Genomic DNA, 23,198 nt, shown 5'->3' with positions numbered 1-23,198 from the left:
AGGCGTTTCTTAACATACAAAAAGCCCCTATGGCCTAGTCTACAGGATATGCGAACTAAGCCATAAGGGCCGCGTGTTATCTTTTATTTATTGGAGTTATTATTTTTATTTCCAAAAGGTAGTCCGGATATGTAGCCAACTCCTCCAGTCTCCTGAATGCCTAGGCCTTGTTTCATCGCTTCTTCTAATTTAGTTTTGTCGACGGCTGTAATTTGTTTGCCCTCAAGGTCTTCACCTGGATGCTGATAGTTACTTAAGATATAACGGAAGCCATTAGCATCGTCAACTGCTCTTAATCCTGTTGCTTCTGCGCCAGCAGGAACTGAAAGAATTCTTGATAGTTGCTTAGTTTTAACATTATAAGCCCATACAAAGTTATTTGTGTGCATAGAGCTGTCTTCTCCAATGAATAACGTGTTTAAATCGTTTGAGAAGGTTAAGTTATCAGGATTTGCTACTTTGTCTGGTGCAGCTGTATTTCCGTAGGCATCTGGAGTTTTCAAATCTTCTCCAACAATAAGTCCTTTCATACTAACAGGTACGAATTCACTTTCAATATGACGGCCGTTGTTATCTTTTTGTTCGCTGTTTAGGTCTATCTGCCAGGTTACGCCAGAATTAATAGCGGGTAGCTGAATATCGTCTTGAATACTGCCTTCCTGTTTTTGCATACTGCCATTCTGATAGGACATAGCGATATACGCTTTTTTATCTTTCTCATTGACAGCGAGGCCTTCCATTTTATTAAATTCAGATGTTGCACCTAATATAGCGCCATATCTGCGAGATTCTAAGAATGCAGCTGCTTTTTCCATTCCAGGTTTTACTTTAAGATACTCGATGTTTTTATTTGCTGATGTTTTGACTGCCGTATAGCCAGCGGTAGGCTGAGTTGCTGTATCAAAAATATCATTGAACTTGACACCTTTATCAATAATAGCTTTTATTTCCTCATCGGTTGAATGACCAAGCTTAATCCATTCTAAGTTTCCTGCACCGCCATTTTCAGTACTTGTTTGTTTAAATTTAGCTGCGTATAGCGTTCCTGCAGAAAAATCTTTCTTTTTATCTGCCACATACATAAACATCATCGTATTTCCGCCATCATCACCAAATATTGCCGTTTTATCATCAGGTAAAACTTGCATTAATTCATGGGAAAATCTTCCTGTACTATAATGTTTGACAACGGAAGATTCTCCTTGTGCATTGACGGAGATTTCAGGAATCCAGCCATAAAAGTAAGGATTTGCTTTAGATTTATCACCAAAGTAGTAGTTAGCAAAGTTTGTAACAGCTTTATAAGAACTAGATGTAGGATCTTCAAATGAGCGTGCATCTGGTTCATATTCTTCTGAGCCAAGATGAGTGTTCCACTCTGTTGTAGTTCCATTACATGGATTCCAAAGACCATTTACGTTTGAAAAATCAATTTTTTTGGCGTTATTAACAGCTAATTCGCCATTTTCTTTATTTTGATCAACTTGTGTAAGAGTCATAGATGCCGGTAGACCAGAAATTGATTTTCCTGCATTATCTATTGAATCATATTCATAATGAGAGATAATATAAGATTTTCCAGCGACCGTAATAAAACTATTGGAGTCAGGTGCATCAGAAATAAAATAAGAAGGCTTGTCCGGAACACTTTTATCGACAATTGGATTCCCTTTCACGTCAATAGGGGTGCCCGCTGGAATCATTTCACCTTTATTTTTTACAATTTTATCTTTGGATAAAAAAAGAGAGTTGTAATCAAGAGGCGTTTCTTTCACACTCCCGTCTTTATAGGTGACTTTCACCTTAGCCTCTGAATAAGTTTTGACCATGCTTTCAATAGTAGTTGGAGCTTTCATAGAAGTAAATTCTACGCGCTCTATTTGGTTGTGTTTTTGAGACTTAGAACTGTGATCAAAATCGGATGCAAAAGTCGGAATTGCAGCAGAAGCCATTATAGCCATAGAAAGACCAGCTGAAACTACTTTTTTCATAATAATTTGATTCCTCCTAAGATTTTTAATAATTTTATTAAATCATTAAATTGTTAAGAGGGTATTAAGAGATATCTTTCATTGTTGAGAATTTATTAAAATAATAATAAATTTATATAATGATTGATTGGACCTTCTAATAGATCATTTACGGAGAACCGTATCATAAGCAAATGAGGGTTTAAAACATTTTATATCTGTTCTAATTAGGGATAATATTTATCCAAAAAATAGAAGAAGTTTAACGGAGAATACAAAAGTATAGGCAAGTAAAAGACCCCAAAACGTTAGCTTTAGGTTTTTTACCTGGGTGAATATTCCCAAAAGTAAAACTATATAGCGATGCTCTTTTGTATATAGGTAGAAGTTATGGCTTGATTTTATATTATATTACGATATTGCCCCGGGGAGATTCAGGCCCATTTTTTTAATGTAGTGAGTAGAACTAATCATCACCTCTATGACGTGATGAGAAACTGCTTGAAGAATAATAAATTGTAGTAGGGACGTATCGATGCTTTTGCCGCAAAACTAATGGAAGTTTCACTTTACCCCGCATTAACGGACAGTAAGACCCCCACTGATGGTTAGTAGAGCCACCTAGAAATAGGTGGCTTTTTTAGTGGTTCATGAATTAAAAATAAATAGAATTAGGAATTCTTCATTTCATCCACTATTTTTTCTGCTAAACGTCGATACATATTACTCATGGTTACGAAAGATGTAAGCAATAAGAACTTCTCAAGATTTTCATTTTCGAGGATAGCTGCTTCTGCTTTCACTTCGTCTACTCGATTGTTTACATCATTTTTAAAGTTTTTGATATTTGTTTCTGTTAGATGGAGGTAACTTTTATAAAGAGCATCTAGTTCAAAATTGTCTTCGTGTACTAATTTTTCATTAATTTCAACTAATGAACTTTTTATGTCGTTAATAGAAAGTGCCCCTTTTAATTGATAAATTAAACTAATTAAGATTATATGCTCTTTAGAGTACTTTTTATTTTTAATAGGAAAAAACAGTTTTCCTTTTGCATAGTTGTTAATCATAGTTTTCGTTAGTACTTTTTCATCTTCGTTTCTAGTTGTCATATTGTAGCTATTTTCAAATAGCTGAACGACTTGATCTACATATAAATCTACGTTGGGGATATCTTCGAGTGTAATTTTTTTTTCTAAATGTAATGTTTTTAGTAAATCCTTTGTATTTTCCATATGAAACCCTCACCTTTATAGGAATGATGTAAATTTTTATGCTGCTGTACCCACCTTAAAGTTATGAGAAAACAAGGTGGGGAGTAGCTGCTGGCATGTGCTCGGTTGGTTCAACTAATCATCAATGGTTATAACTTTCTGTGGTTATTCCTGTATATTTAATTATAGTATTATGAAACATATTACTTGTAAATGTTGACCTTTAGAATTAATTCCTATATAATCACATGTAGTTATTAAAACTACATGTGATTATATAGGGGGTTGTTAATGTGAATTCTTATGTGAGAGAACCGGTTAATGCATTTACGCATTTTGGAGGTGCAATTTTATCATTTGTCGCACTTCTTGCCATGTTAGTGAAAGTTTCTATAGAAATGCCGTCTGTCACTGCAATTTCAGCAGTAATTTTGTTTGGAATGGGGATGATGATTCTCTACGCTGCATCCACTGTATACCACATGGTTGTTGCAAATGATCGTGTCATTTATTTTTTTAGAAAACTGGATCATTCCATGATTTTTGTTTTAATTGCAGGTACATATGCACCTTTTTGTTTAATTACGTTACAAGCCGACAAAGGTTTGCTATTGTTCATATTGGTGTACGGAACTGCTGTGTGCGGAATTATTTTTAAAATGTTTTGGTTTAGCTGTCCTAGGTGGTTATCGACATCTATTTATCTTTTAATGGGATGGCTGATTATATTCTTTTTTGCTCCATTATCAGAAAATCTCAGTGCAAATGGTCTGGTGCTATTGATATTGGGAGGGGTATTTTATACGATTGGCGGATTTATTTATGGTACAAAACCGAAATGGTTGGAATTTAAATATATGGGCCATCATGAAATTTTTCATATTTTTGTGTTACTAGGTAGCCTTGCTCACTTTTTATGTGTTTACTTCTATGTAATTTAGTATTTGGATATAAGTAAAAGTTAATGTACGATAAGAAACTTTACAGCTTAATGAATTTTTGTATATAGAGTGTCGTATTGATGGGGAAATTCCCAAATAGTGCGTAGATGACTCCTATCCAAGGAAAAAAGATGGGGGTTTTTTTGTTAAAAAAGAGCCATATTTTTATCCCACATTAACGGGCAGTAATACTCCCACCTTAAAATTCTGTGAAAGCAAAGAAGTTAGGTGAGAGATAAACTGCCCGTAAAAGCCCGATTGCTTCAACTAATAATCAGTGGGGGATGAAGAAAACCCCACTGATTAAAGTTTCACTTTATCCCGCTATTTGTGGATAGTAATACCCTCACTGATAGAAGTGCCATCTGATTGTAATGATTTTATAAATAAAGGTATTTTGTGGGTTATATACTATTTTTTTTATCATTTATTTTTATCCCGAATGCTGTTATGATATTGATATCGTTTTCATAATGTATACTTTTTCGTTTTGGAAGCGCTTGATTCAAAATTTATATGCACTTCAAATGTATTATCTGTTGCAAATTTTTCTAAAGACAAGCAGTTCCTCTGCTACAGTTATTGGAGAAGAGGAACTGCTTTTTATTGTTAAAACTATTAAAAAATGAATGTATGATGTAAGGAGGTATCGTTGTGAAAAACAGTTTTGTTTTTCACAAGAATATATATGGGTAATGTTGGATTATTGCTTTCCGGTGCAGCGCTCTTTTTAAATAGCCTTGTAATGCTAGGAAAAGCGGAAGAAAAGAGTGTTGGTGTTTTTAATTTATTTGTAGGTGTACTGCAAATTATTATTCCTTTTTATTTAATTGTAGTGTCCGATCAAAGCAATTGGACAGTGTATTTATATGCGGCTACTTTTTTATTTGGTTTAACTTATCTATACGTAGGAGTTACTTTCATCGTAGGATTAAAAGGTGATGGATTAGGCTGGTTTTCTCTTTGGGTAGCGATTATTGCACTATTCTACATGATTGTAGCTATTATACATTTTCAAGATATTGTTAATGCGTTAACTTGGTTGATGTGGGCGTTTCTATGGTTCTTATTCTTTATCTCTAATGTGCAGAAAAAGAACATCAATCATTATATTGGAAAAATAGCTTTTGTACAGTCATGGGTTACACTGACGTGCCCAGCTCTCCTTTCCTTGATAGGTGTATGGGAGAACGCTTATGTATATAACCTATGGATATATATATCAATTCTTTCGATTATATATTTCTGTGTTTGTACGTTTAAATTGAAAGCTAATGTGAATGCTGTTCAAAAAAATATAGATGCACACACGAGTTACTAGTTAATTGCTTTAAGCAAGTATCTTAGGACCCTCCCATGGATTGATGAGTGTAAAATGAAAAATTTTATTGCCTCGATTATATAGGTGTTGGGCATCCTGAAAGAGCAGCTTAATAGTTGATAATAAAGCATTTCGTAAGAGGGAAAATAATAAATAACATTGAATTTTATAAAGAAAACAAGCTATTAATAGCTTGTTTTTTTATGTTACATTAATTTAGATACATATTGTTTAAAGAAAATTTAAATTTACCAGTAAAACTTTTTATTCAGTTTACAAGAATACGTTCTGAAAGTACCGTTTATATTGTAAAATGAGATTAGTACGAATTATAAGGACAGGAGAGATCAAGCTTCGATTATGCAAATGAAAAACCTGTTTCAAAGCAAAGGGTTTCAGAGGTTAGTTATATTAGGGTTACTTGTGCTCATATTATATGGGTTGAAAAGTATGTTTAATTTAATCTTAATTACATTTATTCTTACGTATTTAATGGATCGATTTCAAAAATTTATCTCTCGTAAAATGGACCATTTTTTACCGATTAATAGAAGAATAATTATTGCGTTTCTCTATATAACATTGGTTAGTGGGATTGTTATTACATTATACAAGTATTTACCAGTTCTAATGATACAAATTACACAGCTCGTGTATCAGTTCAATATATTTGTACGAAATCCACCTGATAATGAGGTAATTAAATATTTAGTTTCTGCAATTGATCATATAGAGTTATCGAAGTATGTGAATCAAGGTGTTGACATCATTTATAGTTCATTAGCGAATATTGGGAAAGTAAGCTTGCAAATTTTACTTTCACTCATTTTAAGCTTATTTTTCTTGTTAGAAAAATCTCGGATTGTTGCATTTACAGTAAAGTTCAAAGAAAGTAAATTAGCTGTTTTTTATAATGAGATTGAGTATTTTGGAAAGAAATTCGCTCGCTCGTTTGGAAAAGTAATTGAGGCCCAATTCTTTATTGCTATTATAAATTGTGTGTTATCTGTTATTGCCCTTTGGATTTTAGGTTTTCCGCAGTTGCTCGGGTTAGCTTTAATGATTTTCTTATTGGGTCTTATTCCCGTTGCAGGTGTAATTATATCACTGTTTCCACTTTGTATAATTGCTTACAATATTGGGGGCACTGTATATGTACTATACATTTTAATTATTGTGGCAGTCATTCATGCGATTGAAAGTTATTTCTTAAATCCAAAATTTATGTCAGTTAAAACGAATCTACCTATTTTTTATACATTTATGATTTTAATTTTCTCTGAACATTTCTTAGGAGTCTGGGGATTGATTATAGGGATTCCGATCTTTATATTTTTATTAGATGTGTTAGAAGTAACAAGTGATGAGAAAGAAGAAATGGTGAACAAGAAATAAAAAGCATCTATTTTGATGCTTTTTTATTTATAACTTATATTTTTGTATGCCATACTGTAAGAAAAGATAGTGGGGTGAAGAAGTGGCTGTAAACGAAAAATATAAATTTGCAACATTTGCCGGAGGGTGTTTTTGGTGCATGGTGTCGCCATTTGAAGAGATGGATGGCATTATAAAGGTTGTATCTGGATACACAGGTGGAGATAAGGAAAACCCAACGTATAAAGAAGTCTGCTCAGAGACAACAGGGCATTATGAAGCGGTACAAATTACTTTTGATCCAGAGCGTATGCCGTATGAGCAATTACTTTACTTATATTGGCAACAAATTGATCCAACTGATGTTGGAGGCCAATTTCATGATCGCGGACAATCATATGAAACAGTCATTTTTTATCATAGTGAAGAGCAACGCGAAGCGGCAGAAGCGTCTAAACGTGAATTAGAAGAAAGTGGACGATTTTTGAAGCCGATTGTCACAAAAATTTTACCGGCTGCAACATTCTATCCTGCAGAAGAATATCATCAAAGCTATCATGAGAAAAATCCGTTTCGATATGCGTTATATCGCCAAGGTTCGGGGCGTGATGCGTTTATCAAAAAATATTGGCCAAAGAATAATACTCATCTAAAAGAAAAACTCACAGAAATGCAATTTTATGTTACACAAGAAAATGGAACAGAACCACCATTTCAAAATGAATATTGGGATCATAAAAAAGAAGGTATTTACGTTGATATCGTTTCAGGAGAGCCTTTATTTAGTTCTTTAGATAAATTTGATAGCGGTTGTGGATGGCCTAGTTTTACGAAGCCGATGTTATCAGCAAGTATAAAAGAGAAAATAGATGTGAGCCATAATATGACGAGAACGGAAGTACGTAGTAAAGATGCAGATTCTCATTTGGGACACGTATTCCCAGATGGGCCAGGGCCAAATGGTTTACGCTATTGTATTAATTCTGCTGCACTTCGTTTTATCCCTAAAGCGGATTTAGAGAAAGAAGGATATGGAGATTTTCTCATCTTGTTTAGACGCTAAAAAAGATAACAGCCTGTTCGGCTTATTTCATTTTTGGAACAGGCTGTTATTATGTTATTTTTATTTAATGCATAAACCGTTTCATTTAAAGGTATTTTGTGAAAGATATCATTTTTTAGTGTTGAGTTTAAAGAATAATGGGTTTTACACTTTTTTATAAAAATGGTAATCGTGTGAGTTTTTTCATATATTGATGAATCACATAGATTCCATAGCTTTGAATAATAAAGAAGCTTGGAATGATAAAATATCGATATCTTGTCTGTATTTCTATTAAAAAGTGAATAGATATATATCCAATAATAAGTAATAGGAATAATGTATACTGAAGGTTTTTCTGTTTTGTTAAAAGAAGATATAATAATCCAATCATACCAAATAGCATGGTTGCAATATAAATATATTTTTCATATTCCATGGCTGTATCAGCTAATTCTTTTTTATTTAATTGATTTAAGCTCCAGTAACCAGCGGAATCAAGACCTCCCCACATATAGGAAAATTTATCCCCAAAGAGTGTGAATAGCTTTTCTTTATCTGCAATTCGTTCTTTAATGAGCTTCATTTCTAATTCTTTTCTTTCTTCACCTATTTCTAGACTCATGATTTGTTCAGCATCGGATGTTGAATATAATCCTGTTGTTTCGTGGTTAAGTCCTACGACAAATTTCCAAAGGGGATCACGATTAGATAAAGGATACTGTGTAATTCCTGTAGCAATGAATGCAAAGTTTACGAGATAATGGACAGCATAAAAGACAAAAAGAATACCAATAAGTTTCTTTGTTGTAGTAACTATTGTTTTCTTATCTTTCCCAAGAAATCCGTGAAGGAATAGATAAATGATAACTGCTAATAAAATAAAGCTACCTAGAGGACGTATTATATCACCAAACGCTAGTGTAATCCCTACAAAGATCCAAGTATATTTACTATAGAATCTTTTTGACACTAATAAATAGAACCCTAAATAAAATAAAAATGTTGCAAGGTGGTCATTAGTTAAGACGGAGCTCATCATAATGCTTGGAATAAAAAAAGCATATAATAGTCCAGCTATACGCCCAGTCCACTCATTAAAAATGTTGCTTGTAATACTATATATACATATGGTAGTTCCTGTACAATAAAGGACATTTAACAACTTCAAGATGAATATATGGTTACCGAATACATTGATGATAAAAGCTTGATACATCGTAAATCCAAGTTGATATACCCACGCTGTATAGTAGGGGGAACTTGAAAAACTATAGTCACCGTGAGCAGCTTGTACAGCACTCCTATACATTAATGCAAAGTCAGATTCAATTGGTGTTGGGATTTTTAGAATCCAAATGAACCGAAGGGTAAACGTGCAAAGTGTTAACAAAATAATAAAGGCAGTTTTAGAAAGATATTTATTACAAAGGTAAGTTAGTAATATCAGTAAAATCATAATGATAATTACAATTGGGCCGCTAATAAGTGTTCGAACACTTAGAGTTTCTTTAACGGTTAAATAAGAACTCCAAATAGTAAAAGCAAAGATAAGTAAGCATAAAAACACGAGGCATTTTGCTAACAATGAATTTAAACGATTCCATTGTAGGGTTAACATGGTTTGTTACACTCCTTGTTTTTATTAATTTTCAAGGTGAAGTATAGTAATAATTTATGTATTTAGATGGGAATAAAGCGCACTCTTTATAAGAATACAGTTTTTTAAACAAGGTAAAATGTTATTTTCTAAATAAGAAATAATGAAATATGCCTCTTGTCTTAGACAAGAGGCATATTTTTATCCCGCATTAACGGGCAGTAAGCCCCCCACCTCAAGATTCAGAAAGAAGCAAAGAAGATAGGTGGGGGCTAACTGCCCGTAAAAGCCCGATTGGTTCAACTAACCATCAGTAGGGGATGAAGAAAACCCCCACTGATGGAAGTTTCACTTTATTGATGAGCAGCTTTTTCTGCCCATTCTTCTACGTTCCAAACTTTTGTAATCCAACCTTCATAAAAGTCTGGTTCGTGGCAAACAAGAACGATGGTACCTTTATATGTTTTCATAGCGCGCTGTAGTTCTTCTTTTGCTGTTACGTCAAGGTGATTTGTTGGCTCGTCAAATAATAGCCAGTTACTTTCTGTTGCCATTAATTTGCATAAACGAACTTTTGCTTGTTCACCACCACTTAATTGGCTCAATGGACGAGAAATATGTTCATTTTTTAAACCGCATTTCGCAAGCATTGCACGTACTTGATGTTGGTCTAAGTGTGGGAACGCATTCCATACATCATCAATTGGTGTAATATTTTCTGCTTTTACTTCTTGTTCAAAATAAGCTGGCTCTAAGAAATCACCAAGACTTGTTTTTCCGCTTAGCGGTTTATTTTTTCCAAGAATCGTTTTGAGTAATGTTGATTTTCCGACACCGTTACATCCGACAATGGCAATTTTCTCACCACGTTCAATTGTCATTGTTAATTTCGGTAATAGAGGGTGTGTATAGCCAATTTCTACATCTTCTCCTTCGAAGACAAAGCGGCTGCTTGCACGGCACTCTTTAAAAGAAAACTCAGGTTTCATAGCAGTTTCTGGGCGATCAATACGATCCATACGCTCCAACTGCTTTTGACGGCTTTTTGCACGTCCTGTTGTTGAGTAACGCGCTTTATTTCGTGCGATAAAATCTTCTTGCTGTTTAATGAATTCTTGTTGTTTTTGATATGCTTGTAAATGTTGATTTTTGTTGATTTCTGCTAGTTCTAAGAACTTTTCATATGTTGCTGTGTAGCGTGTCATTTTTGAGAATTCCAGATGGAAAATAACATTGACACATTTGTTCATAAATTCTGTATCATGGGAAATTAAAAGGAACGCATATGGATATTCCTTTAAATAGTTTGTTAACCATTGAATGTGTTCAACGTCTAAATAGTTGGTCGGCTCATCGAGTAATAGCACTTCTGGCTGCTCAAGTAATAGTTTAGCAAGTAATACTTTCGTGCGTTGTCCACCACTTAATGCCGAAACATCACGATCTAAACCAATTGCATCAATTCCAAGACCGCGTGCTGCTTCTTCAATTTTAATATCTAATAAATAGAAACCGCCTGCTTCAAGTGCATCTTGCGCTTCTGCCATCTGTTCAAGTAGTTCTTCTAATTCTTCTGGTGAAGCTGTTGCCATTTTTTCAGTAATTGTATTTAACTCGTTTTCTTTCTCAAATAAAGGTAAGAACGCATCTGTTAATACGTCACGAATAGTTCTTCCAGGTGTTAAAATTGTATGCTGATCTAAATATCCGTAATGCGTACCTGGTGTCCATTCTACACGTCCTTGATCATGAATAAGTTGCCCTGTAATAATATTCATAAATGTTGATTTACCAACGCCGTTTGCGCCGACTAATCCAACATGTTCTCCTGCTAATAAACGCATTGATACATCTTTAAATAATGTACGATCGCCAAAGGTATGCCCTAGGCTTTCAACTGTTAATAAGCTCATAGTGTCCTCCGCCCTGTTTGAAATAGTATCTTGAATCATGATACTAAATTCTTAAATATAAAGCTATCTTTTATCTTTAAATTATCACGTATTCCTTATGAATGGGAGCTGTAACTTTATGGGAAAAAGTTATCCCGCACTAACGGGCAGTAAGACCCCTACCTCAAGATTCAGAGAGAAGCAAAGAAGATAGGTGGGGGCTAACTGCCCGTAAGAGCCCGATTGGTTCAACTAACCATCAGTGGGGGATGAAGAAAACCCTACTGATGGAAGTTTCACTTTATGTTTGTACTAAGGAAGAATATGAATTGTTGTAACTATCAATTTACCTTACAATAATGTAATTTTTTTGTAAGATAAATCGATAGTTGATTCCTTTTATATATTATACACTTTCGTTAACAAGGTTTTGTGAACATATAGATGAATAAATATAATGATAAATACGATGATGCGTGCTTTATACCAAGATGATAAATTATCATTATTTTATTCATTACTTGTTTAGAGATTATAAAAAATCTCCTTGTTTTTTGTAAGTTAAAACCCTATAAAGAAAAAGCAACTGTCCCTGTGTTGGACAGTTGCTTTTTCTTTTATCACGCTATTCGCGGGCAGTAAGACCTCCACCTCAAGATTGAGAGAGAAGCGCAGTAGATAGGTGGGGGCTAACTGCCCGTAAAAGCCCGATTGGTTCAACTAACCATCAGTGGGGATGAAGAAACTCCCCACCGATGGAAGTTTCACTTTATTTAAAGTACCCTCTGACAATTCCTTTTAAGCGATTTGCATGAAATTTTCGTTTATCGCTAGAGATGTTTTGCATCGTACGGAATGTAGCAGCAGCAATGGCACGTAAAAAGTAAGGGAATCCGTAATGCAAGCGAATAACTCTGCCGAAACCCCCAGCATAGGAAATTGCTCTTTTCAATGATTGCTCATTAATGACTTCTTCTTTTACAGGATGATATACGAAAAGGTCTTTCTTAAATACACCTGTATATCCATTCTTCATACCGCGAAGTACGAAGTCAGTTTCTTCACCGGCTCCGTAAATCGTTCCTGATCCAACTCCTAAGTCTTCATCAAATGTGCCTACATCTTGTACAAATTGTTTCGTGAAGAATAGTGCAAAGGAAGGTCCCATGAAGCCATATTTGTTATTTAAAATGATGTCTGTTTCTGGTGCGTGTATTAAAGAGCCTGTTCCTTCTACATTTGTTGTATTGGTAGAGATAAAGTGAATATCTTTGTTTTTCTCAAATGTTTCTTGGATGCTTTCTAATACATTTGTTTCGTAAATACAATCGTCATCTGGAAAAGCAATAATATCGCCGTCAATTACTTTTAATCCTGTGTTACGTGCACGAGATAGTCCTTTAATTGGTGTGTATATATAGTTGATTGGGAATTTTTCTTTATAATCTTCAAATAAATCAGAGATTGGTATATCGTTTTGATCAACTACGATGAGTTCAAAGTTTTTGTATGTTTGTTTTTCTAGCGATGTTAGTAAATCTATAATATCATCACGTCTGCCGCAAGTGGCCATGATTAAAGAGAATTTCAATCGTAACAGCTCCTTTAAGAAGTTTCGTTAGCAGGAGGATTGAGGAAAAGATGTAGTATCCTTTCCTCATGTGTATTACGCTTTTTTAAATTTTAATTTTATTTTATCTAAAAACATAAAGAGAATTTCATCTTTTGTTACCAATAAGATAAGAGCGTAAGCAAATATATTTACTGAAATTGTGATGAAAGCAAATGATAGCGTGTTTTTGAAATACATCTTTACAATAAATGTTAATGGAATAAACGTTAGTGAGTAAAGTAAATATTTTAATTTACTCATATCAAACAATGTGTAATTTACTTTTAATTTCTTCTTTACATACATATATTCCAAAACAATCAATAAGCAGTTTGCAATTGTTGTTGTGAAAATAGCAGTTGCTGGTGTGAAGACATGAAAGATAATTAATAAAATATCTAATACAAGGTTTGTGAAACCGCATATGAATAAAAAGCGAACTAAAATATGTTCTTTTTTCTTCACATAAATAATTTGGTTCGATAGAATCGACTCGATTCCTACGGAAACCATATATAGAGCAAAAATAGATAATGTATTCCCAGCAGGTGCAAATTCGGATCCGCCGTAAATAACAACGGCAGCATGAGAAATTAAAATGAGGCCAACAGCAGCAGGGAAGAGTGTAATAAAGTATACCTTTGAAATCTTATTTAATAATGTTTCATACTCTTTTTCATTAGCATTTCCTGATAAATAGGATAGTCTTGGAATGGTAACTTGAATTACGCTGACCATTAGTGTATTAACAATGGTCATCATTTGAAAGGCCATTACATAGAATGCCACATATTCTGCACCTAAATATTCTCCAAGTAAGAAACGGTCTAATTGTGTATACAAGATGCTTGTATTTGAGAAAATAACAACTGCTAGTAATGGTTTTAAGTGCGGAACGATTGTAATATTAGAGAAATCAAATTTTATTTTCCGCTTAATGTATATAAAGCTAGTAAAATGATTTAAAAATGTTGAAAGAGCTAATAGTGCTGCAAATTGTTTATAGTCGTTTGCATTATGAACGATTATAAATAATAGCACAACGTAAGTTAATCTAACACAAATGGTTTTTATAGCAATAAAATCATAGTTTTCATGGGCCTCATTTACCCATTCTACGTAGAACATATTCGAAATGAAGTTAAATCCGAAAATAACTAACACCGGGAATATTTTTTCATCGCCATAGCCAATGTAACTAAATATTAAAAAGGTTGTTAGAGCAAATAAGCTTGTCATTAAATTAATAAGGTAAAGGTTTGTGAAAAGTTGACTTACCTTTTTTTTATCATTTTTTATTAAGCTCATTTCTCGTAATCCATATTGATAAATACCAAATACAGCAAAAATGAAGAAGTAATTAAAAATCGTATCAGCAAAGTTAACAGTTCCCATTGATTGTGCTCCAAGCGCTCGGTAAGCGTATGGTCCAACGAGTAAGGGGAGAATAATGTTAAAGACATTCAGTGCAATCTTATACAAAATGTTTTTAAATAGTGATTTTTGCATAACTAGATCCTTCTATACATAATTTTATGGAGTATATGATTCATGCTTTATCTATTACATATTTCGTAATTATACGATTTATCTTATGTTGTGAGCAAATTTTTTTAAAAGTCATAGCTAAATGATATGTAACCTTATTAGTGTAACGCACGTAAACTTTGTAAAGCAACTTATGGAAATAATCATTTATGAAAACGGATTTTAAATGTCATATTAAAGATAAGAAGGAGTATGAGAAACCACCATCCTAATAGAGGATGGTGGTTTCTTTAATTTATACATTCCACGGTTTTTGAATAGTTAGCACTTCTGCCATTTCTTTACTTTTTAGTCGGTTCAGTTTTCGTTTTTCTGCACGTTCTGCACCTGTATTATATAACCATTGCTCTTCTTCTGTTTCAGCAATTACACCTGGTACAGAGGATGGTTTTCCGTTCTCTAATGCCACGAAAGTAATGAAGCAAGTAGCAGCAATGCGGCGTTCACCAGCTAATAAATCCTCTGCAACGACTTTTACGAATACTTCCATAGAAGATCTCCCTGTATAACAAACGAATGCTTCATAGCAAACAGAATCAGTTTGATGAATTGGTGTTAAAAAGTCAACAGAATCGATAGAAGCTGTCACACAGTGCTTACGGCTATGACGTGCAGTTGCGATAGAAGCAATGCTATCAATTTCTGCTAATAATTTTCCGCCAAATAATGTTTGATGGTTATTTAAGTCATTCGGAAAAACACGTGTTGTTTTTATCGCTTTGGATTCTCTCATAAATTTCTTTTCCATATTATCTACTCCTGTTTGTTTTGTTCTAATGATATCCATAAGAACTCGATTTGTTCTGTTCATTATTTATAATAATTAATGAACAGAGGTTTCACTCTATATAGATTGTAGTGTAAAAGAGATTTCGCTTACATTGCAAGGAGAATATGTGATGTTACTAGCTTTGTCATAGAAATAGGCTACCAGCACTCCTTTTATTCGTGATAAAATCATTTTGTTAAAAATATAAAGTTAAAGGGAATAGATATCCTTTAACAAAGGGAAAAAGAGGTGCAATACAATAGAATTATGAGCAATGTACAGATAGGCTTTCATTCTTTTTTTAACAAGATAGTAGTTGGACTCATGTTCCTCTTTTTTGCATATTCATTTTGGTCTTCCTTTGAAGAGGTAAGCAATATTGTTGATATGAACTCTTCCAGTTTAGCGATCATATTAGGTGTTTGTATCATTTTAATTTTGCTGGCTACATCTATTTTACAATATCGATTTACGAGTAAACAATTTATTCTTTTTCTTATTTCAATTACTGTGGTACTTCGCTTTCTATCAATTGTTTCGATGGGAGCCCCGCTTGAAGGTGACGCGAAGGTGATGTATGAGGCCGCTAAGCAAATTGGGCAAAGAAATACTAGTTTTAGCGGGCTGGAAGCTCTTGTACAATCACCTTTTATTATGTACGAATCCTTTTTTATTCGTCTTTTTGGAGATGCAATGTTTGTATTAAAGATATGTAATATCTTATATTGCGGGGCTACAGCTTTTTTTATTTACAAGCTTGCTTCTACGCTATTTCATGAAGAATGCGGCCGAATTGCAGCTATGTTGTATGCTTTGTATATTCCTAATATTGTACTTTGTTCCGTGTTAACAAATGAACATTTAGCAACATGTTTATTTTATTTTGCATGTTACTTACTTATACATAAAGGTTTAAATCACTCGTATATGTGGGGAGTGGCCGCTGCTTTATTTGCTTTTAGTAATGTGATTCGTCCATTAGGTTTATTTTTGATTATAGTCCTTGTTATGTACCTTGTAGTGGTGGAAGTTTTGCAAAGTGCAGAACGAAAAAAAATGCTTTTTAAAATAGTAGGTATATGCGTTATATTTTATGGTGTCCATTACGGAGTAAGTTACGCGTTGGCAAAATCAAGTAGTTTACAATATACATTTACAAATGATCGATATATTCAATCTGTATTAGTAGGAGAAAATGAAAAAACAACAGAACGAGAGAAAAAAGAGTATACTGTGGATTTTATAAATAAAAAGTTGAAAGCAATAGAGATGGATCGGTTTGCCTCTATTCAAATGAGTTTAGGGAAATTACAGAAACAAGAAATACAAAACACCCTTATAAAGGGTGGATACCTTATATATATAATGATTACAATATTTGTAGCAATTGCTATGTTACATCTTCTATTTCAAAAACCGGGAAATGGAAGTTATATGCTGTTTCTATTCATTATAGTGGGCTATTTATTTACAAGATTTATGAATACGCGTATTGTATATGATAGCATACTAGTCCCTAGTTTATTGATATTGCAAAGCTATGGGATATATGTAGTATATCAATATTGTCAAAAGCTGTTTTTTAAAAAATAAAAGAATCCTCTAAGCAGGATTCTTTTTTCATCTTTAAAAATGCTTAGCATGATTGTTTCCCCTGTATATATTTATCCCGCTATTTCTAGACAATAAGCCCCTACCTCAAAATTTAAAGGCGGAATCCCTTGTTGATAGAAGCTTTACCTTATAAAGTGTTTGCAATGTTTGGCATTTTATTTATTATGGTTTTTGTATTTTCTATATATTTATATACTTTATTTAAATGATTTTAATAACATAAAGAAAGAGAATTCTACCAAGAATTCTCTTTTGTATGAAAATAGATCAATGACCTTTATTCATTTTTGCATGCGTCTTAAAAAAGACTGGGAAATGTACATTATAGATAAAAGTTACAACACGTATAGTAAATGTTACAAGTAAACAAATATAGAAAGCTAATACGTGTGATCCCATTTCATACGTAATAAGAAAGCTAATTGCACCTAGAATGGAGGCAATTGCATAAATTTCTTTACGAAAGACATATGGGATATCTTGAGCACAAATATCGCGTAAAATTCCACCGCCAATACCTGTAATTACTCCCATAGAAACAACTAAGAAAGAAGCAGTCATATGATGGGTAATGGCTGCATTTGCACCGATTGCAGTAAATACACCTAAACCAACAGCGTCTGAGAGCATAATAACAACTTGTAATTTATGAATTCTTTCAAAAAACATACAAGTAAATAATGCGGCTAAGATGCTAATGAAAAAGTAAATGGGTTGAACAAATGCAACTGGAGGTAAGTTTCCAATCATAACATCGCGAATTATCCCGCCGCCAAGTGCAGTTGCTACAGATAAACAAAGGACACCAAATAAATCAAGTTCTTTTTTCAAGCCTACTAATGCACCAGAAATGGCAGCTGCGATAATACCGAGAAATGTAAATACATCAATTAAAAACATTGCTCCAATCCCTTCCTTCTAAAGATGTTCCAAGGAAAGAATATACACTAAAGTTATGAAAATAACAATTCCTGTTTCGTTACATGTAAAAAAAGTGAAAGAATAAGGAAAGAAAGCGTTTGAAAATGCTATTTGAGAGTGAATAAATTATAAAGTGAAACTTCCCTCAGTGGGGGTCTTACCGCCCGTTAATGCGGGATGAAAATGAGGTTTATAAAGATTTTATTATTCAATTAAAATACCACTTAGTCAATTGAGGACTTATGCTATAATAAGTATTTGGAATGAGTTACGATACCTACAATATTTATCGGAGGCAAAGATGTTAAATAACAATAGTTTAGGTTATAAATTCGAGAGCTTTCTATTGATTTTTATTATATTACAACCAATTATAGACTTGCTTACATCATTTTGTATTTTAGTGCTTAAAATTGATGCAACGGTTGGAGTGATATCGCGTTTCTTTGTTATGGCTCTTGCTGGTATTTATATTCTTATGCAAGCCCGTGTTAGAGAAAACCGAAAATATATTATATATTTACTTGGACTAGGAATTGTCCTTGGATTAGGATTTTTAAATAATAAAATGATTAAGGATCCGATGTTACAAGGAGAAGAGATTAAGTTTATCGCAAAGGCGTTATACCCATTTGTCATGATAAGCTGTTATATTCTAGTATTTAAGTCATTAAAGATAAAAGAAACGATGCATACAAAGATGAGAAATTATATAGCGTATGCAGCTTTAATTATAAATGTGGTTATGGTTGCATCTATCGCAACGGGAACAGATTATAATAGTTATGAATATTTTAAAGAAGGTTCACGTGGCTGGTTTTTTGCAGGGAATGAACTTGGATCGGTTTTAGCAATAATATGTCCAATTGTTGTTTTGTATTCCATTGAAAAAACAACAAGCTTGGCAAAGAGTTATTTTTGGATTCCATCTCTTTTAATAATATTTTCATTATTTGCAGTTGGTACAAAAGTAGGAGTGGGAGCTATTTTCTGTACAGTTGCTATTGCTATTTTTATGTGCTTTATACAAGCATTTTTACAACGGAAAGAGCATAATAAAAAGCCATATTTGTTAAATGGTTTGATTGCAACAGTTATATTTGTAGGAGTATTGGGGTATTTTCCATTCTCGCCAATATATAAAAATACAAGTATTCATGTTCAAGTTTTTGAAAAAGTACAACAGGAGAAAAAACAACAGAATAAACCTGTTACACAAGAGGATATTAAAAAAGAGAAAGAAGAAGAGAAAAAGGCTGAGACACAATCTCTTATTTTCAGTGGACGTGAATTATTTACACAGATGTATAAAGACTTTTATAAACAAGCACCTACGTCTCAGAAGTTACTTGGTATGGGGTATGGTGGTAACTTTAAAGATGCCCCAAAATTAATTGAAAGAGATTTCCATGATTGGTTTTACACATTTGGAATTATCGGTTTCATTTTCCTTATGATTCCATTTGTGTATTATGGTTTGAGAATCCTAATGGTACTTATAGCAAGGTTTCGTGATATGTTTACAGTCAAGTACGCATTGTTAGCTGCGGGTCTTTTGTTAGCATTAGGAATTGCTTTTACAGCAGGTCACGTATTAACGGCACCAGGAGTAAGTATTTACTTTGCTGTACTATTAGCATATTTAATCGTAGATTTAGAAATAGAATGATGGGAAAATAAAAGCTAGCATTATGTTAGCTTTTATTTTTTGTTATAGTAAAACAAAGGAAAAATATATTAACGGAGGAAGAAAAAGATGAAAGTGTTACATATGAATGCTGGAGCAGAGACAGGTGGCGGAAAAACGCATATTATTTCACTTTTGTCACAATTTCCGAAAGATGAAGTAGAATTAGCAGTATTTGAAGAAGGTCCAATTGCAAGCGAAGCGAGAGCGTTAGGGATAAAGGTACACGTTTTTTCACAATCATCTCGCTATGATATATCTATTCTCTCAAAAATACGTTCTTTTATTAATGAAGAACGTTTTGATATCGTTCATACACATGGAGCAAGAGCAAACTTTTATCTTTCTCTATTAAAAAGAAAGATAAGTGCCAAATGGGTCACAACAGTTCACAGTGATCCAACACTGGATTTTATGAAACGTGGTTTAAAAGGATGGATTTTTACAAAGTTAAATTTACGTTCGTTTAAGAAGATTGATTTGTTTTTTGCAATTACAGAACGTTTTAAGAGAAATACGGTAACACTAGGTGTACCAGAGGATAAAATTTGTACAATCTATAATGGTATTGAATATGATCTTACACCAGCAAAGCCTTACAACTTAGAGGAACAATTCGGTATACAAGCAGACGTATTTACAGCGATTCAAGTAGCGCGTCTTCACCCTGTTAAAGGGCATGAAATATTATTTGAGGCATTACAAAATACGGAGATTCCAAATATAAAAGTATTGTTACTTGGCGATGGTCCGATTGAGAATGAGCTAAAAGAAATGGTAAAACAAAAAGGAATAGAAGATAAAGTACTATTTTTAGGACATCGTCAAGATGTAAAAGAATTATATGCATCAGCACATATTAACTTACTTACATCACATAGTGAAAGTTTCTCACTTGTTTTATTAGAAGCGGCAAATCAACGTTTAACTTCTATTGCTACAGATGTTGGTGATATGTCACAGCTCATTGTTGATGAGACATATGGCTGGATCATTCCAACTGGCGATGCTTCGGCTCTTGCTCATGTATTAGAAGAAGCATATGGAAAATGGGAGAATGGTGAATTGGCGGAAATGGGTGAGCGTTTATATATGCATGCGTCTTCTCACTTTTCTTTACGAAAGGTGTATGAAGATACACATAAAGCGTATGAAAAGCTTTTATCCCGCATTAACGGGCAGTAAGCCCCCAACCTCAAGATTCAAAGAAAAGCGAAGAAGATAGGTGGGGGATAACTGCCCGTAAAAGCCCGATTGGTTCAACTAACCATCAATGGGGGATGAAGAAAACCCCCACTGATGGAAGTTTCACTTTATCGGAGTAACTATTATGCTAAATCAGGGAAGTTAGACTACCTGTAAGAGCCTGATTGGTTCAACTAACCATCAGTGAGAAGAGAGTTCACTGATGGTTAGTTGAACCTTATAGAAATAGAAAAGATATTTGAAATAGAGAGGATTTTAAATATGGCAGTGCAAACAATTGATATTTTAGGCGTGCCCTTCTCAACGATGACAATGGAAGAAACGATTCGATATATGATGCAGCAGCTAGAAAAGGAACAAGAGAATACATTCCAAGTTGTAACGGCAAACCCTGAAATTGTGATGTGTGCAAAAAAGGATGCTAAATTCCATGAAACGCTTCTTCAGGTAGATATTATTACACCAGATGGAATTGGTGTTGTAAAGGCAAGCGGTATGCTAGGTACACCGTTAAAAGAGCGTGTAGCAGGTTTTGATTTGATGAGTGATTTATTTAAAACATTATCACAAGAGAAGAAATCGGTATCTGTCTTTTTACTTGGAGCAAAGCCGCACGTTGTAGAAAAAGCCGCTCAAACTTTAACAGAAAGATATACAGCAATATCTATTGTTGGTACACAAGATGGATATTTTAAACAAGAGCAAGAAGAAGAAATTATTGCGCGTATTCAAGAAGCGCAGCCAGATATTTTGCTTGTTGCACTTGGATTCCCGAGACAAGAAAATTTTATTCAGCAGAATAAACATCGTTTAAATACAAAAGTAGCTGTTGGTGTTGGAGGAAGTTTCGATGTTTGGGCAGGAGAAGTAAAGCGTGCCCCGAAATGGATTCAAGCTATTCATTTAGAATGGTTTTATCGTTTATGCAGCAATCCAACACGATGGCGTCGTCAACTTGTATTAGTTGAATTTTTAAAAGAAGTGGTTCGATCGAAAAGGTAGCGATATTTTGCTACCTTTTTTCTATGCAAGTCTGTATACGTAACGCACCTTTCCCATGAAAAAATACCTATGTATGAGGTGTTTTTTCATGGGAAAGATAAGGTTTATGTAGGTAGTTTGTCTTCTTTAGTATGTAATTAAAAAAGTATTTTACTTATGTAATATACATATGTAAAATGAAGTGTAAAGACAGCTTTGTAAGGAGGACCTCTAGTGGGGAAAGTTACAGAAATCTCGAATCGAAAGCTTCTCGGAATTGCTGGGCTTGGTTGGCTATTTGATGCAATGGATGTTGGGATTCTTTCGTTTATTATTGCTGCTTTACAAAAAGAATGGCAGCTTAGTGCACAGCAGATGGGGTGGATTGGCAGTATTAACTCTATTGGAATGGCAGTTGGAGCACTTATATTTGGGATATTAGCAGATAAAATCGGTCGTAAACCTGTTTTTATTATTACATTATTATTATTTTCTGTTGGTAGCGGTTTAACGGCTTTATCAACAACATTAACTGTATTTCTTATACTTCGTTTTTTCATTGGAATGGGACTTGGAGGAGAGTTACCTGTTGCATCAACACTTGTATCTGAAAGTGTTGCCGCACATGAGCGTGGTAAAATTGTTGTTTTATTAGAAAGCTTTTGGGCTGGTGGTTGGTTAATTGCTGCTCTCATTTCATATTTTGTTATTCCGACATATGGTTGGCAAACAGCGATGGTTTTAAGTGCAATTCCAGCTTTTTATGCACTATATTTACGCTGGAGTTTACCAGATTCACCACAATTTCAAAAAGTATCCCAAAGACAATCTGTATTTACAAACATAAAGGCAGTTTGGTCTGGGGAGTACAGAAGAGCGACTGCTATGCTCTGGATTTTATGGTTTTGTGTTGTATTTTCTTATTATGGAATGTTCCTTTGGCTTCCAAGTGTACTAGTATTAAAAGGGTTTAGTTTAATTAAAAGCTTTGAATATGTGTTAATTATGACATTTGCGCAGCTTCCGGGCTATTTTACAGCTGCTTGGTTCATTGAACGTTTTGGCCGGAAGTTTGTGTTGATCACATACTTACTTGGAACGGCATGCAGCGCATATTTCTTTGGGGCAGCAGATTCACTTCTTGCATTAATGATCGCAGGTATGTTGCTATCTTTCTTTAATTTAGGAGCTTGGGGAGCATTATATGCGTATACGCCAGAGCAGTATCCGGCAGTCATTCGTGGTACAGGAGCTGGGATGGCGGCAGCATTTGGACGCATCGGTGGTATTTTAGGACCATTATTAGTTGGTTATCTCGTAGCCACGCATGTTTCTCTTTCTTTTATCTTTACGGTCTTTTGTACGGCTATTGTAATTGGCGCTCTTGCCGTACTTGTGCTTGGGAAAGAAACAAAACAACAAGAGTTAATATAAGGAAAAGGAAGCTGTGTAAAGCTTCCTTTTCGTTGTTTTCTGACAAAAACATGGTATATTTGATAGAAAAAT

The 23,198-nt window shown here is 33.9% G+C and carries 17 protein-coding genes; 9 read left to right on the top strand and 8 right to left on the bottom strand.

What is annotated here, in order from left to right; genetic code table 11:
- Positions 1–83 precede the first annotated feature (83 nt).
- Positions 84–1,991 (bottom strand): PhoX family protein, encoded by a 1,908-nt coding sequence (locus LRP84_RS13930; RefSeq protein WP_230575633.1) that lies wholly within the window; start codon positions 1,989–1,991, stop codon positions 84–86.
- Positions 1,992–2,641: 650 nt separating this feature from the next.
- A complete protein-coding gene (locus tag LRP84_RS13925; RefSeq protein ID WP_230575632.1) occupies positions 2,642–3,205 on the bottom strand; it encodes a DUF1836 domain-containing protein in 564 nt (187 codons plus the stop codon).
- A gap of 272 nt (positions 3,206–3,477) precedes the next feature.
- On the opposite strand from LRP84_RS13925, the gene trhA reads away from it, so the two are divergent.
- The 4 genes from trhA to msrB all read left to right on the top strand — a co-directional run bounded on the left by trhA (position 3,478) and on the right by msrB (position 7,883).
- Complete coding sequence (trhA, locus tag LRP84_RS13920) at positions 3,478–4,125, top strand: PAQR family membrane homeostasis protein TrhA (RefSeq protein ID WP_230575631.1); 648 nt, start codon at positions 3,478–3,480, stop codon at positions 4,123–4,125.
- Positions 4,126–4,813: 688 nt separating this feature from the next.
- Positions 4,814–5,446 (top strand): AmiS/UreI family transporter, encoded by a 633-nt coding sequence (locus LRP84_RS13915; protein WP_230575630.1) that lies wholly within the window; start codon positions 4,814–4,816, stop codon positions 5,444–5,446.
- 360 nt (positions 5,447–5,806) lie between these two features.
- On the top strand, positions 5,807–6,841 hold the full coding sequence (locus tag LRP84_RS13910) for an AI-2E family transporter (protein WP_230575629.1): 1,035 nt from the start codon (positions 5,807–5,809) through the stop codon (positions 6,839–6,841).
- An 82-nt stretch (positions 6,842–6,923) separates the two neighbouring features.
- A complete protein-coding gene (msrB, locus tag LRP84_RS13905) occupies positions 6,924–7,883 on the top strand; it encodes a peptide-methionine (R)-S-oxide reductase MsrB (protein WP_230575628.1) in 960 nt (319 codons plus the stop codon).
- Between the two features lie 154 nt (positions 7,884–8,037).
- On the opposite strand, the gene LRP84_RS13900 is transcribed toward msrB, so the two are convergent.
- The 5 genes from LRP84_RS13900 to LRP84_RS13880 form a co-directional block, all read right to left on the bottom strand.
- Complete coding sequence (locus LRP84_RS13900) at positions 8,038–9,483, bottom strand: ArnT family glycosyltransferase (protein ID WP_230575627.1); 1,446 nt, start codon at positions 9,481–9,483, stop codon at positions 8,038–8,040.
- Positions 9,484–9,815: 332 nt separating this feature from the next.
- On the bottom strand, positions 9,816–11,414 hold the full coding sequence (locus LRP84_RS13895) for an ABC-F family ATP-binding cassette domain-containing protein (RefSeq protein WP_230575626.1): 1,599 nt from the start codon (positions 11,412–11,414) through the stop codon (positions 9,816–9,818).
- Between the two features lie 709 nt (positions 11,415–12,123).
- Positions 12,124–12,945 (bottom strand): glycosyltransferase family 2 protein, encoded by an 822-nt coding sequence (locus LRP84_RS13890; RefSeq protein ID WP_230575625.1) that lies wholly within the window; start codon positions 12,943–12,945, stop codon positions 12,124–12,126.
- 75 nt (positions 12,946–13,020) lie between these two features.
- Positions 13,021–14,475 (bottom strand): oligosaccharide flippase family protein, encoded by a 1,455-nt coding sequence (locus LRP84_RS13885; protein WP_230575624.1) that lies wholly within the window; start codon positions 14,473–14,475, stop codon positions 13,021–13,023.
- A 274-nt stretch (positions 14,476–14,749) separates the two neighbouring features.
- The gene (locus LRP84_RS13880) at positions 14,750–15,262 is read right to left on the bottom strand and encodes an acyl-CoA thioesterase (protein WP_230575623.1); all 513 of its coding nucleotides are present in this window, start codon (positions 15,260–15,262) and stop codon (positions 14,750–14,752) included.
- A 270-nt stretch (positions 15,263–15,532) separates the two neighbouring features.
- Between LRP84_RS13880 and LRP84_RS13875 the strand changes: the two genes are divergently transcribed.
- On the top strand, positions 15,533–16,876 hold the full coding sequence (locus tag LRP84_RS13875) for an ArnT family glycosyltransferase (RefSeq protein ID WP_230575622.1): 1,344 nt from the start codon (positions 15,533–15,535) through the stop codon (positions 16,874–16,876).
- Between the two features lie 288 nt (positions 16,877–17,164).
- On the opposite strand, the gene LRP84_RS13870 is transcribed toward LRP84_RS13875, so the two are convergent.
- Positions 17,165–17,797, bottom strand: coding sequence for a trimeric intracellular cation channel family protein (locus tag LRP84_RS13870; protein WP_230575621.1), 633 nt, complete (start codon positions 17,795–17,797; stop codon positions 17,165–17,167).
- 322 nt (positions 17,798–18,119) lie between these two features.
- Between LRP84_RS13870 and LRP84_RS13865 the strand changes: the two genes are divergently transcribed.
- The 4 genes from LRP84_RS13865 (at position 18,120) to LRP84_RS13850 (ending at position 23,126) form a co-directional block, all read left to right on the top strand.
- The gene (locus LRP84_RS13865; RefSeq protein WP_230575620.1) at positions 18,120–19,487 is read left to right on the top strand and encodes an O-antigen ligase family protein; all 1,368 of its coding nucleotides are present in this window, start codon (positions 18,120–18,122) and stop codon (positions 19,485–19,487) included.
- Positions 19,488–19,574: 87 nt separating this feature from the next.
- Complete coding sequence (locus tag LRP84_RS13860) at positions 19,575–20,690, top strand: glycosyltransferase (protein WP_230575619.1); 1,116 nt, start codon at positions 19,575–19,577, stop codon at positions 20,688–20,690.
- Positions 20,691–20,972: 282 nt separating this feature from the next.
- Positions 20,973–21,713 (top strand): WecB/TagA/CpsF family glycosyltransferase, encoded by a 741-nt coding sequence (locus tag LRP84_RS13855; protein WP_230575618.1) that lies wholly within the window; start codon positions 20,973–20,975, stop codon positions 21,711–21,713.
- Positions 21,714–21,926: 213 nt separating this feature from the next.
- On the top strand, positions 21,927–23,126 hold the full coding sequence (locus tag LRP84_RS13850; protein WP_230575617.1) for an MFS transporter: 1,200 nt from the start codon (positions 21,927–21,929) through the stop codon (positions 23,124–23,126).
- Positions 23,127–23,198 lie beyond the last annotated feature (72 nt).

This window comes from Bacillus rhizoplanae (genome assembly GCF_917563915.1).
GTDB lineage: Bacteria > Bacillota > Bacilli > Bacillales > Bacillaceae_G > Bacillus_A > Bacillus_A rhizoplanae.
Note: the sequence above shows the minus strand (reverse complement) of the source record. Positions and strands in the feature narration are given on the sequence as shown.